This is a genomic window from Escherichia sp. KTE172, assembly GCF_000408845.1.
GTDB classification, from domain to species: domain Bacteria; phylum Pseudomonadota; class Gammaproteobacteria; order Enterobacterales; family Enterobacteriaceae; genus Escherichia; species Escherichia coli.
In genome coordinates, this window is the sequence record NZ_KE137316.1 from 1,932,132 (window position 1) to 1,945,283 (window position 13,152).

Here is a 13,152-nt window from a genome sequence, read left to right on the forward strand (position 1 = left end):
ATTGCAGGAGCGATTATGAAACAAGAAGTTATCCTGGTACTCGACTGTGGCGCGACCAATGTCAGGGCCATCGCGGTTAATCGGCAGGGAAAAATTGTTGCCCGCGCCTCAACGCCTAATGCCAGCGATATCGCGATGGAAAACAACACCTGGCACCAGTGGTCTTTAGACGCCATTTTGCAACGCTTTGCTGATTGCTGTCGGCAAATCAATAGTGAACTGACTGATTGCCACATCCGCGGTATCGCCGTCACCACCTTTGGTGTGGATGGCGCTCTGGTAGATAAGCAAGGCAATCTGCTCTATCCGATCATTAGCTGGAAATGTCCGCGAACAGCAGCGGTAATGGACAATATTGAACGGTTGATCTCCGCACAGCAGTTGCAGGCTATTTCTGGCGTCGGAGCCTTTAGTTTCAATACGTTATATAAGTTGGTGTGGTTGAAAGAAAATCATCCACAACTGCTGGAACGCGCGCACGCCTGGCTCTTTATTTCGTCGCTGATTAACCACCGTTTAACCGGCGAATTCACTACTGATATCACGATGGCCGGAACCAGCCAGATGCTGGATATCCAGCAACGCGATTTCAGTCCGCAAATTTTACAAGCCACCGGTATTCCACGCCGACTCTTCCCTCGTCTGGTGGAAGCGGGTGAACAGATTGGTACGTTACAGAACAGCGCCGCAGCAATGCTCGGCTTACCCGTTGGCATACCGGTGATTTCCGCAGGTCACGATACCCAGTTCGCCCTTTTTGGCGCTGGTGCCGACCAAAATGAACCCGTGCTCTCTTCCGGTACATGGGAAATTTTAATGGTCCGTAGCGCCCAGGTTGATACTTCGCTGTTAAGTCAGTATGCCGGTTCCACCTGCGAACTGGATAGTCAGGCAGGGTTGTATAACCCAGGTATGCAATGGCTGGCATCCGGCGTGCTGGAATGGGTGAGAAAACTGTTCTGGACGGCTGAAACTCCCTGGCAAATGTTGATTGAAGAGGCTCGTCTGATCGCACCTGGCGCGGATGGCGTGAAAATGCAGTGTGATTTATTGTCGTGTCAGAACGCTGGCTGGCAAGGAGTGACGCTTAATACCACGCGGGGGCATTTCTACCGCGCGGCGCTGGAAGGGTTAACCGCGCAATTACAGCGCAATCTACAGATGCTGGAAAAAATCGGGCACTTTAAAGCCTCTGAATTATTGTTAGTCGGCGGAGGAAGTCGCAACACATTGTGGAATCAGATTAAAGCCAATATGCTTGATATTCCGGTAAAAGTTCTCGACGACGCAGAAACGACCGTCGCAGGAGCTGCGCTGTTCGGTTGGTATGGCGTAGGGGAATTTAACAGCCCGGAAGAAGCCCGCGCACAGATTCATTATCAGTACCGTTATTTCTACCCGCAAACTGAACCTGAATTTATAGAGGAAGTGTGAAATGCTGAAAACAATTTCGCCGTTAATTTCTCCCGAACTATTGAAAGTGCTGGCAGAGATGGGACATGGAGATGAAATTATTTTTTCCGATGCTCACTTTCCCGCCCATTCGATGGGACCGCAGGTGATCCGCGCTGATGGCCTGTTGGTGAGCGACTTGCTCCAGGCGATTATCCCGTTATTTGAACTGGACAGTTATGCCCCGCCGCTGGTGATGATGGCGGCGGTAGAAGGTGACACTCTCGATCCTGAAGTAGAACGACGTTATCGTAATGCGCTTTCACTACAAGCCCCCTGTCCTGACATCATCCGCATCAATCGTTTTGCGTTTTATGAACGGGCGCAAAAAGCCTTTGCGATCGTTATCACAGGCGAACGAGCGAAGTACGGGAATATTCTTTTAAAAAAAGGGGTAACACCGTAATCTCATACCGGTACGCCCGCATGACGCGGGCGGTTATCGAATGATGGGGTGAAAATTATGAAAGCGGCACGCCAGCAAGCGATAGTCGACCTGCTGCTGAACCATACCAGCCTGACCACGGAAGCTCTCTCTGAACAGCTAAAGGTCAGTAAAGAAACCATTCGTCGCGATCTCAATGAATTACAGACGCAGGGTAAAATTCTGCGCAATCATGGGCGCGCTAAATATATCCACCGTCAAAATCAAGACAGTGGCGATCCCTTTCACATCCGGCTGAAAAGCCATTATGCGCATAAAGCAGATATCGCGCGCGAGGCGCTCGCGTGGATTGAAGAAGGGATGGTGATAGCCTTAGACGCCAGTTCAACTTGCTGGTATCTGGCACGCCAGTTGCCTGACATCAACATTCAGGTCTTCACCAATAGCCATCCGATTTGCCATGAACTCGGTAAACGCGAACGCATTCAACTGATCAGTTCCGGTGGCACACTTGAGCGCAAATATGGCTGTTACGTCAATCCCTCGCTGATTTCCCAACTTAAATCGCTGGAAATCGATCTGTTTATTTTTTCTTGTGAAGGGATCGATAGCAGCGGCGCACTGTGGGACTCCAATGCCATCAACGCTGATTACAAATCGATGCTATTAAAACGTGCCGCGCAATCGTTGTTATTGATTGATAAAAGTAAATTTAATCGTTCAGGGGAAGCCCGCATCGGGCATCTGGATGAGGTAACGCACATTATTTCTGATGAGCGCCAGGTTGCAACTTCTTTGGTAACAGCCTGACGGAAAGGGTAGCAGGCCGGAGACGACGCCCCGGCCTTGCCTGTTATCGCTCGTCGCGACGACCACCCACCGCAGCCCAGATGCGGCGGACGTGCACCGTCACTTCTTCGCGATCGTGATACAACTGCCGCGCCTGAATCTGAGCATTTATGCCATGTTCATCAAGCTGTGCCTGAATATACGCCAGATTGTGTGACACTTCTTCGTAGCGTTTTTTCATCGGCAGTTTGAGGTTGAAAATGGTTTCACGGCACCAGCCATTAACCAGCCACTGCGCCATCAATGCCGCAACTTTCGCCGGTTTTTCAACCATATCGCATACCATCCAGGAGATATTGCTGCGTGTCGGACGGAATTTGAAACCGTCTTCCCGCAGCCACGTCACCTGTCCGGTATCCATCAGACTTTGCGCCATCGGGCCGTTGTCGACGGAATAAACCCACATGTTGCGCTTCACCAGTTGGTAGGTCCAGCCGCCTGGGCAAGCGCCTAAATCCACCGCCCACATCCCGTTCGCCAGGCGTTCATCCCACTCATCCGCAGGAATAAACACATGAAATGCCTCTTCCAGTTTGAGCGTGGAACGACTCGGCGCATCTGCCGGAAATTTCAGGCGCGGAATGCCCATATAGAACGGAGAATTATTGTTGCTGTATGAGTAACCGGTATAGCAGCAGCCTGGTGCAATAAAGAATACATGCACAACCGGACGCTTCGGCGTTTCATAGTTCGCCAGCACACCCGCATCGCGCAAGGCAGCGCGTAGCGGCACGGTGAATTTACGGCAGAATTTCAGCAACTCTTTGCTTTCGTTGGTATCGGCAACTTCAACACGCAGTTCACCGCCCTTCTCTACTACACCCTGTAACATGCCGACAATGGGGGTAATACGATCTTCTGGCGGCAAATGCTGCAGGAGTTCCCCCACCACAAACCACTGGCGGGCAAAAATTAATGAACTGAACGGCAGCTCACGGATTAACTTATCGCCATCATCAGGTTGATAACATTCATAAATGACATAACCCGCATTCTCTTTCACGCGGGCAAAACCGAAAATTTCCCGCTGGCCGGCTTTATCGGTAATTTCTGCGGCGCACTCTTTTTCAAAGCCCGGACGGCACAGCAATACAACCTTATTCATGACTTACGCCCTTGCGCTTTAAACGGATAGCACCAACTAACATTAACGCCCAGCCCGCGAGGAAGCTCACGCCGCCAACCGGTGTGACAAATGCCCACAAACGCAGATGGGACAGCGCCAGGCAATAAAGGCTGCCGCTGAACAGCACCGTGCCTAACGCGAGGAAAACGCTACTCCAGTAAAACCAGATACTGATGCGACGCTGCATTGCCACCGCCAGACCTAAGATCGCCAGCGTGTGGAACGCCTGGTATTCGAGACCGGTCTGGATCCAGCCCATCTCAACGGCCCCCATGGTTTTACTTAACACATGCGCGCCAAAAGCGCCCAGAGCCACAAAAATGAAGCCGCTAATGGCGGCAAAAATCAGCATAAAACGGCTGGTCATGGTCGTACCCTACGTAAATTATTGTTCATAACGAAAGCGGAATTTTTCTTGTTCAGCAGCGGCTTTCGCCAGGATCCATTGGCGAAAGGCGGCTATTTTACCCAGTTCTGCCTGGCTGTCATGACAAACCAGATAAAAAGCGTTTTTACTGACCAGAACATCATTAAACGGGCAAACAAGACGTCCGGCCTCAATTTCAGATTGCGCCATCACGTTATTTGCCAGCGCCACTCCCTGCCCGTGGATAGCCGCTTGCAGCACCATGGCGCTATGGCTAAAAATTGGCCCTTGCTGAACGTTGATATGATTTAACCCCAACTGTCGGGTATATGTCTGCCAGTCACGGCGTGACGCATCATGTAATAACGTATGTTTAGCCAGATCTTCCGGGGTCTTCAAGGGTTTTTCGCCAGTCAGCAGTAGCGGCGAACACACCGGCAATAAATATTCGGCGTAAAGTTTTTCCACCCGTAGCCCCGGCCAGTTGCCCCGACCATAAAATATCGCCACATCAACATCATCCGCCAGCTTATCTTCCTGACGATCAACCGCCTGGATTCGAACGTCAATTCCCGGATAAGCTGAATTAAAGCTGGAAAGTCGCGGAACCAACCAATGAATGGCGAAACTGGGGAGTAAACTGACCGTCAACGCCCCCTTGGCGCTACGGGCCTGGAGTTTACGCGTCGCTTCGGTTAATTGCGAAAATATCTCTTTGATATCGAGGAAATAGCTTTGCCCTTCCTCGGTCAGCAGGAGTGAACGATTACGGCGGCGGAACAGTTTTAGCCCCAAAAAATCCTCAAGAGACTTGATTTGATGACTTACTGCGGCCTGGGTCACAAAAAGCTCTTCTGCTGCGCGAGTGAAACTTAAATGGCGTGCTGCGGCATCAAAAACTCGTAAGGCATTTAGCGGTGGTAATCGTTTAGACATGGCTTTTAAACTTTGATGTTAAATGAATTTAACAATTAGATCACGCTGTGTAACCTATTAGTTTTTTTAATCTGAGCCATTATAAATTGTCCGTTGAGCTTCTACCAGCAAATACCTATAGTGGCGGCACTTCCTGAGCCGGAACGAAAAGTTTTATCGGAATGCGTGTTCTGGTGAACTTTTGGCTTACGGTTGTGATGTTGTGTTGTTGTGTTTGCAATTGGTCTGCGATTCAGACCATGGTAGCAAAGCTACCTTTTTTCACTTCCTGTACATTTACCCTGTCTGTCCATAGTGATTAATGTAGCACCGCCTAATTGCGGTGCTTTTTTTTTACCTTGCGATCGCGAATTACTGATCCAGTTCGACCATCTCTTTCACGTCGGTACGGTTGATCTGCTGTTTGTTGCCATTAGCGTCTTTATACGAAATCATACCGGTATCGTTATCAGTCTGTGGCTTGCCGTCAGAGACGATGGTACGTCCGTCATTGGTGTGCATCACATAGTTCGAACCGGAACAGGCGCTCAGGGCAAAAGTCAGCATACAGGCAGAAATAATTGCGGCAGTCTTTTTCATCATCTTCTCCTTAAAGCGATTAATAAATCTTAATAGTATTGATTAACAGGCTAAAATTAACGCCTAACACTATTCAGCATATGTTACTGACGCGGCTTCGCCAGGATATCCAGATAATTCTGATGGTTAGCACTCTCCTTGTATCAAAGTGAATTTTGCGTCACGATCGGTGCATCAAGCCGAGGAGTACCATGAACGTTTTTAATCCCGCGCAGTTTCGCGCCCAGTTTCCCGCACTACAGGATGCGGGCGTCTATCTCGACAGCGCCGCGACCGCGCTTAAACCTGAAGCCGTGGTTGAAGCCACTCGACAGTTTTACAGCCTGAGCGCCGGAAACGTCCATCGCAGCCAGTTTGCCGAAGCCCAATGCCTGACCGCGCGTTATGAAGCTGCACGAGAGAAAGTGGCGCAATTACTGAATGCACCGGATGATAAAACTATCGTCTGGACGCGCGGCACCACTGAATCCATCAACATGGTGGCACAATGCTATGCGCGTCCGCGTCTGCAACCGGGCGATGAGATTATTGCCAGCGTGGCAGAACACCACGCCAACCTCGTCCCCTGGCTGATGGTCGCCCAACAAACTGGAGCCAAAGTGGTGAAATTGCCGCTTAATGCGCAGCGACTGCCGGATGTCGATTTGTTGCCAGAACTGATCACACCTCGTAGTCGAATTCTTGCTCTGGGACAAATGTCGAACGTCACTGGCGGTTGCCCGGATCTGGCGCGAGCGATTACCTTTGCTCATTCAGCCGGGATGGTGGTGATGGTTGATGGTGCTCAGGGGGCAGTGCATTTCCCCGCGGATGTTCAGCAACTGGATATTGATTTCTATGCTTTTTCAGGTCACAAACTGTATGGCCCGACAGGTATCGGCGTGCTGTATGGCAAATCAGAACTGCTGGAAGCGATGTCGCCCTGGCTGGGCGGCGGCAAAATGGTTCACGAAGTGAGTTTTGACGGCTTCACGACTCAATCTGCGCCGTGGAAACTGGAAGCTGGAACGCCAAATGTCGCTGGTGTCATAGGATTAAGCGCGGCGCTGGAATGGCTGGCAGATTACGATATCAACCAGGCCGAAAGCTGGAGCCGTAGCTTAGCAACGCTGGCGGAAGATGCGCTGGCAAAACGTCCTGGCTTCCGCTCATTTCGCTGCCAGGATTCCAGCCTGCTGGCCTTTGATTTTGCTGGCGTTCATCACAGCGATATGGTGACGCTGCTGGCGGAGTACGGTATTGCCCTGCGCGCCGGGCAACATTGCGCTCAGCCGCTACTGGCAGAATTAGGCGTAACCGGCACACTGCGCGCCTCTTTTGCGCCATATAATACAAAGAGTGATGTGGATGCGCTGGTGAATGCCGTTGACCGCGCGCTGGAATTATTGGTGGATTAATGACGAACCCGCAATTCGCCGGACATCCGTTCGGCACAACCGTAACCGCAGAAACGTTACGCAATACCTTCGCACCGTTGACGCAATGGGAAGATAAATATCGCCAGTTGATCATGCTGGGGAAACAGCTTCCGGCTTTGCCAGACGAGTTAAAAGCGCAGGCTAAAGAGATTGCCGGATGCGAAAACCGCGTCTGGCTGGGATATACCGTGGCTGAAAACGGTAAAATGCACTTCTTTGGCGACAGCGAAGGGCGCATTGTGCGCGGCCTGCTGGCGGTGTTGTTGACTGCCGTTGAGGGGAAAACCGCCGCCGAATTGCAGGCACAGTCGCCGCTGGCATTGTTTGATGAGCTGGGATTGCGTGCGCAGCTTAGCGCCTCACGCAGCCAAGGGTTGAATGCGTTAAGCGAGGCGATTATCGCTGTGGCGAAGCAGGTTTAAGCACAGAACCAGGTCGGATAAGACGTTCGCGTCGCATCCGACCTGATTGTTTACCCCTGACGGGCCGCTTTCGCCATCATCTTCTTCAGCGCATGAGAAACCGCAACAAAACCAAAGGTGGCGGTCACCATCGTCGCCGCGCCAAATCCAGATGCACAATCCATCCGCTTCGGCCCTTCCGCCGTGGCTTTCATAGCACACACCGTACCGTCTGACTGCGGGTACACCAATGCTTCGGTAGAGAACACGCAATCCACGCCGAGCTTACCTTTACTGTTTTTCACTATGCCAAAATCGCTTTTCAGGCGCTCACGCAACTTCGCCGCCAGCGGGTCCTGAATCGTTTTCGCCAGATCGGTAACCTGAATCTGCGTCGGGTCAATCTGCCCACCCGCGCCACCAGTCGTGACCAGCGGGATTTTATTGCGCCGACAATAAGCAATCAGCGCCGCTTTGGGCCGTACACTATCAATGGCATCAATCACGTACGAATAACCCACGCTCATATACTGCGCTACGTTATCCGGCGTCACGAAATCATCCACCACCGTTACACGGCACTCCGGGTTAATCTGGCGAATACGCTCCGCCATAACTTCCGCTTTTGCCAGCCCAACGTTATCGCGCAGGGCATGAATTTGCCGATTGGTATTGGTGACGCACACATCATCCATATCGATAAGCGTGATTGCGCCAATCCCTGTGCGCGCCAGCGCTTCCGCCGCCCAGGAACCGACACCGCCAATACCCACCACACAAATATGTGCATCGGCAAACAGTTGCAGCGCTTTTTCACCATACAGACGCGCAGTGCCGCCAAAACGCTGACGCCATGCATCACTAATTACCACAGACATAGCACCTCAGAATTAAAAAGGGCGAGGTTATCCCTCACCCTAAACGCATAAATGCCTGATGCGCTACGCTTATCAGGCCTACATAACTCCTGCAATATTTTGGATTTGCATGATTTGTAGGCCGGATAAGGCGTTCACGCCGCATCCGGCATGAACAACGCGCACTTAGTCAATAATCAGGATGTGAGGTTACCCCTCACCCTGTCATATCCGTAAAAACGGCATACAGAATATCACATCAGCCGCTAAAGACGTTACCTGCGCCCGGAGCCGTTTTCAGCACCCAGACACGTCCATAGTGGTTGTACCAACCTGCGCGGTGCCCGGCTTCCGGCCCGATCCCTTGATAGATATCGAAGTGTTGGCCTTTGATTGCGCCACCGACATCCAGCGCCACCATCAGACGCAATTCGTACTGACCGTTAAATTTGCCGTTATTATCCAGCAGCGGCACTTCTGCCAGCAAGGTAGTACCTGGCGGAATAATTGAACGATCGGAGGCAACAGAAGCACGGCCAACCAGCGGCACCGCACTTGCCCCTTTCACCGGTGCAAAAGATTGCGGTTTAAAGAAGACGAAAGACGGGTTCTGTTCCAGCAGCTCGCGAACCTCGGCTTCACTGTGTGTTTCGCCCCAGTGACGAATCGCCTGCATCGACATATCTTCTTTTTTCACTTCGCCACGGTCGATCAGCACCTTACCAATGCTGCGATAGGCATGACCGTTTTTCCCTGCATAGCTGAAAAAGTTAAGCGGACTGCCATCACCAAAGTCGATATACCCACTACCCTGCACATCCATAATGAAGTTATCCATCAGGGAGTTACTGTAAGCGAGAATATATTTATCACTCAATGCCCCCGCGTAGATCTCCGCACGAGACGGCAGACGACCACGTTTTGGCGGCATACGGTAAATCGGATACTGGAACTCGCCCTGGCGGGTATGGCGCGCCTGAATTACCGGCGTGTAATAGCCTGTAAACTGCACGTTACCATAGTTGTCGGCACCTTCCATCTGCCAGGCATCAATGCCGAACTGGCGCATATTGCGGGTATCACCGCCTGCGCGCAGCCACTCTTGCACCGCGTTATAAACATTACTCTGGTTGCCATACAGACGCGGTGACGAATTACGGATATGGTTAATTTGCTCGGCAAAATCACCGGCGTTAATCGGCGCGCCAACGGCATCTGGCTGGTTCACCAGAGAGAAAGGCTGGGTAAATTTCCCGTCTTTATATTGCTGTCCGCGATCGGTTGGTTTGGAAGAGCAGGCGGCAAGCATTGCCACAACCGTGCCCATAAGAAGGTACTTTACCCAACGTCCTTTCATTGTTCTCTTCTTCAGGTTAAAAAATAAGGCGCAACGAAGATAACAAACCGCCGCGTTTAATGAAATGAGCAGCCTCTCCCTGACGCAAATTTTGCACAAAAAATAGGCTTTAGTGATTTGTTTTTGTTCAAAATCATGCCGAATCCGTGATCGGGGTAAAAAAAAGGTTGCATGAAAACGCGAGCGGAGTATAGTGCGCATCCACGGACGCGGGGTGGAGCAGCCTGGTAGCTCGTCGGGCTCATAACCCGAAGGTCGTCGGTTCAAATCCGGCCCCCGCAACCAATTAAAATTTGATGAAGTAAAGCAGTACGGTGACGCGGGGTGGAGCAGCCTGGTAGCTCGTCGGGCTCATAACCCGAAGGTCGTCGGTTCAAATCCGGCCCCCGCAACCAATTAAAATTTGATGAAGTAAAGCAGTACGGTGACGCGGGGTGGAGCAGCCTGGTAGCTCGTCGGGCTCATAACCCGAAGGTCGTCGGTTCAAATCCGGCCCCCGCAACCAATTATTGAACACCCTAACGGGTGTTTTTTTGTTTCTGCTCTCCCATAAAAAAAGCGCCATTCAGCGCCTTTTTATCATCCCCTTCTCGCCAGCGTCGCCCCATCGGCAAAATACGCTTTAATCCCCGCAAGAATAGACTCCGCAACTTCCTGCTGGAAGGTCGCCGTTTTCAGTTTACGCTCTTCCTCAACGTTACTGATAAACGCCGTTTCGACCAGAATGGAGGGAATATCAGGCGCTTTCAGCACGGCAAACCCGGCCTGTTCAACCTGATTTTTATGCAGCTTGTTGATTTTACCGAGCTTATTCAGCACCGCTTTACCAAACTTAAGGCTGTCGGCAATGGTCAGCGACTGCACCATATCGAACATGGTGTGGTCGACATAGCGGTCACCGCTTTTGCTCACGCCACCAATCAAGTCCGAGGCGTTCTGGGTTTGTGCCAGATATTTTGCCGCAGTACTGGTTGCACCTTTGGTTGAGAGCGCAAACACAGAGGAACCGCTCGGCTGGCGACTGGTAAAGGCGTCGGCATGGATAGAGACAAACAGGTCGGCACGCTGTTTCTGGGCTTTTGCTACGCGCACTTGCAACGGAATGAAGATGTCTTCATTGCGCGTCATGTACACCTTCATATTGCCCTCTTTCTCGATCAGAGAGCGCAAACGGCGAGCTATTTGCAATACCACGTCTTTTTCGCGCGTTTTGTATTTCCCCACCGCACCGGAGTCTTCGCCGCCGTGGCCAGGGTCAAGCATAATAACAATCGGACGATCGCGCCCTGCTTTACCCGGTTGTGGACCACTTTGTGCTGGCGGCACCTGCTTTTCGAGGTCGCCTTTGTTGTAATCCTCCAGCAGCGCCAGCAGCGGGTCCTGCATATCCTGTGCATTAGCCGGATAGAGGTCCATCACCAGACGCTCTTTAAACCCGGCGACCGGCGCAAGGGCAAACAGCTGCGGTTTTACGTTTTGCTTTAATTCAAAAACCATGCGTACGGTTTGCGGGTCAAATTGCCCGACGCGCGCCGACTTGATGAACGGGTCGTCTGCACGAATTTGTGCCGCCATCCCCTTGAGTACCGAGTTCAGGTTTACATCTTCGATATCCACCACCACGCGTTCCGGGTTACTCAACGCGAACTGCTTATATTTCAGCTGACGATTTGATTCTACCGTCACGCGGGTGTAGCTGGACGCAGGCCAGACGCGCACCGCCACGACCTGGCTGACCGCAGCCAGACTGACCTGACTTACGCTCAATAGCCACATGGCACCCGCGCCTTGCAGTAAACGACGACGGCTGATTGCAGTGTTGGATCCTGACATGCCTCTCCCGAGCAAAAGAAATCTAAGCTGTGTAACAAGTAAACGACTAATTTGACCGGAAACTTTAGCGAAAGACGCATAATCTGTCATCTAATAAACGGTAAACATTCTTTTTATATTCACGGCATTACTGATAAAAAAGTCGCTCTCGCATAAAATTTACACTTGCACCCTGCGAAAAAACAGAATAAAAATACAATAATTTCGAATAATCATGCAAAGAGGTGTGCCGTGGTAAAGGAACGTAAAACCGAGTTGGTCGAGGGATTCCGCCATTCGGTTCCCTATATCAATACCCACCGGGGAAAAACGTTTGTCATCATGCTCGGCGGTGAAGCCATTGAGCATGAGAATTTCTCCAGTATCGTTAATGATATCGGGTTGCTGCACAGCCTCGGCATCCGTCTGGTGGTGGTCTATGGCGCACGTCCGCAGATCGACGCAAATCTGGCTGCGCATCACCACGAACCGCTGTATCACAAGAATATACGTGTGACCGACGCCAAAACACTGGAACTGGTGAAGCAGGCTGCGGGAACATTGCAACTGGATATTACTGCTCGCCTGTCGATGAGTCTCAATAACACGCCGCTACAGGGCGCGCATATCAACGTCGTCAGTGGCAATTTTATTATCGCCCAGCCGCTGGGCGTCGATGACGGCGTGGATTACTGCCATAGCGGGCGTATCCGGCGGATTGATGAAGACGCGATCCATCGTCAACTGGACAGCGGTGCAATAGTGCTAATGGGGCCGGTCGCTGTTTCAGTCACTGGCGAGAGCTTTAATCTGACCTCGGAAGAGATTGCCACTCAACTGGCCATCAAACTGAAAGCTGAAAAGATGATTGGTTTTTGCTCTTCCCAGGGCGTCACTAATGACGACGGTGATATTGTCTCCGAACTTTTCCCTAACGAAGCGCAAGCGCGGGTAGAAGCCCAGGAAGAGAAAGGCGATTACAACTCCGGTACGGTGCGCTTTTTGCGTGGCGCAGTGAAAGCCTGCCGCAGCGGCGTGCGTCGCTGTCATTTAATCAGTTATCAGGAAGATGGCGCGCTATTGCAAGAGTTGTTCTCACGCGACGGTATCGGTACGCAGATTGTGATGGAAAGCGCCGAGCAGATTCGTCGCGCAACAATCAATGATATTGGCGGTATTCTGGAGTTGATTCGCCCGCTGGAGCAGCAAGGTATTCTGGTACGCCGTTCTCGCGAGCAGCTGGAGATGGAAATCGACAAATTCACCATTATTCAGCGCGATAACACGACTATTGCCTGCGCCGCGCTCTATCCTTTCCCGGAAGAGAAGATTGGGGAAATGGCCTGTGTGGCAGTTCACCCGGATTACCGCAGTTCATCACGGGGCGAGGTTCTGCTGGAACGCATTGCCGCTCAGGCGAAGCAGAGCGGCTTAAGCAAATTATTTGTGCTGACCACGCGCAGTATTCACTGGTTCCAGGAACGTGGATTTACCCCAGTGGATATTGATTTACTGCCCGAGAGCAAAAAGCAGTTGTACAACTACCAGCGTAAATCCAAAGTGTTGATGGCGGATTTGGGGTAAGCGATGAAAATCGCCGGATGCGACATGCG

General features: G+C 51.6%; 13 protein-coding genes and 3 tRNA genes. 9 read left to right on the forward strand and 7 right to left on the reverse strand.

All coding sequences use genetic code 11. The features are described 5' to 3' along the window. Positions 1-15: 15 nt before the first annotated feature. The 3 genes from fucK to fucR are packed head-to-tail and all read left to right on the forward strand — an operon-like array spanning position 16 to position 2,647. Positions 16-1,434: an L-fuculokinase gene (gene fucK / locus G434_RS14560; protein ID WP_000808352.1), complete on the forward strand. Its 1,419-nt coding sequence runs from the start codon at positions 16-18 to the stop codon at positions 1,432-1,434. 1 nt (position 1,435) lies between these two features. Further along, positions 1,436-1,858 carry an L-fucose mutarotase gene (fucU, locus tag G434_RS14555; protein WP_000920840.1) on the forward strand — a complete coding sequence of 141 codons (423 nt, stop codon included), beginning with the start codon at positions 1,436-1,438 and terminating at the stop codon, positions 1,856-1,858. Positions 1,859-1,915: 57 nt separating this feature from the next. Next, complete coding sequence (gene fucR, locus G434_RS14550; RefSeq protein WP_000642344.1) at positions 1,916-2,647, forward strand: L-fucose operon activator; 732 nt, start codon at positions 1,916-1,918, stop codon at positions 2,645-2,647. Positions 2,648-2,690: 43 nt separating this feature from the next. Here fucR and rlmM read toward each other — a convergent pair whose 3' ends face one another. From rlmM to G434_RS14530, 4 genes are all read right to left on the reverse strand, one after another. Next, positions 2,691-3,791 (reverse strand): 23S rRNA (cytidine(2498)-2'-O)-methyltransferase RlmM, encoded by a 1,101-nt coding sequence (gene rlmM / locus G434_RS14545; RefSeq protein ID WP_001045520.1) that lies wholly within the window; start codon positions 3,789-3,791, stop codon positions 2,691-2,693. After that, on the reverse strand, positions 3,784-4,179 hold the full coding sequence (locus tag G434_RS14540; RefSeq protein WP_000203905.1) for a DUF423 domain-containing protein: 396 nt from the start codon (positions 4,177-4,179) through the stop codon (positions 3,784-3,786). The genes rlmM and G434_RS14540 overlap by 8 nt, the downstream gene beginning before the upstream one ends. 18 nt (positions 4,180-4,197) lie before the next feature. Then, the gene (gene gcvA, locus G434_RS14535) at positions 4,198-5,115 is read right to left on the reverse strand and encodes a glycine cleavage system transcriptional regulator GcvA (protein WP_000044401.1); all 918 of its coding nucleotides are present in this window, start codon (positions 5,113-5,115) and stop codon (positions 4,198-4,200) included. Positions 5,116-5,466: 351 nt separating this feature from the next. Then, positions 5,467-5,694, reverse strand: a complete 228-nt coding sequence (locus tag G434_RS14530) for a YgdI/YgdR family lipoprotein (RefSeq protein ID WP_000750398.1) — start codon at positions 5,692-5,694, stop codon at positions 5,467-5,469. 191 nt (positions 5,695-5,885) lie between these two features. Between G434_RS14530 and csdA the strand changes: the two genes are divergently transcribed. Further along, the gene (gene csdA / locus G434_RS14525; protein ID WP_001309703.1) at positions 5,886-7,091 is read left to right on the forward strand and encodes a cysteine desulfurase CsdA; all 1,206 of its coding nucleotides are present in this window, start codon (positions 5,886-5,888) and stop codon (positions 7,089-7,091) included. Further along, complete coding sequence (gene csdE / locus G434_RS14520) at positions 7,091-7,534, forward strand: cysteine desulfurase sulfur acceptor subunit CsdE (protein WP_000184262.1); 444 nt, start codon at positions 7,091-7,093, stop codon at positions 7,532-7,534. The genes csdA and csdE overlap by 1 nt, the downstream gene beginning before the upstream one ends. Before the next feature lie 50 nt (positions 7,535-7,584). Here csdE and tcdA read toward each other — a convergent pair whose 3' ends face one another. Both tcdA and mltA read right to left on the reverse strand, forming a co-directional pair. Continuing rightward, on the reverse strand, positions 7,585-8,391 hold the full coding sequence (tcdA, locus tag G434_RS14515; RefSeq protein WP_000117726.1) for a tRNA cyclic N6-threonylcarbamoyladenosine(37) synthase TcdA: 807 nt from the start codon (positions 8,389-8,391) through the stop codon (positions 7,585-7,587). 238 nt (positions 8,392-8,629) lie between these two features. Further along, the gene (gene mltA, locus G434_RS14510; protein ID WP_000678646.1) at positions 8,630-9,727 is read right to left on the reverse strand and encodes a murein transglycosylase A; all 1,098 of its coding nucleotides are present in this window, start codon (positions 9,725-9,727) and stop codon (positions 8,630-8,632) included. 208 nt (positions 9,728-9,935) lie between these two features. Here mltA and G434_RS14505 point away from each other — a divergent pair. The 3 genes from G434_RS14505 (at position 9,936) to G434_RS14495 (ending at position 10,232) form a co-directional block, all read left to right on the forward strand. Beyond that, positions 9,936-10,012, forward strand: a tRNA-Met gene (locus G434_RS14505). Between the two features lie 33 nt (positions 10,013-10,045). After that, positions 10,046-10,122, forward strand: a tRNA-Met gene (locus G434_RS14500). 33 nt (positions 10,123-10,155) lie between these two features. Next, a tRNA-Met gene (locus G434_RS14495) sits at positions 10,156-10,232 on the forward strand. Between the two features lie 74 nt (positions 10,233-10,306). Here the strand turns inward: G434_RS14495 and amiC are convergent. After that, entirely contained in the window at positions 10,307-11,560 is a 1,254-nt protein-coding gene (amiC, locus tag G434_RS14490; RefSeq protein WP_000016907.1) for an N-acetylmuramoyl-L-alanine amidase AmiC, read from the reverse strand. A gap of 231 nt (positions 11,561-11,791) precedes the next feature. On the opposite strand from amiC, the gene argA reads away from it, so the two are divergent. Beyond that, the gene (argA, locus tag G434_RS14485; RefSeq protein WP_000237947.1) at positions 11,792-13,123 is read left to right on the forward strand and encodes an amino-acid N-acetyltransferase; all 1,332 of its coding nucleotides are present in this window, start codon (positions 11,792-11,794) and stop codon (positions 13,121-13,123) included. The last annotated feature ends 29 nt before the right edge of the window (positions 13,124-13,152 follow it).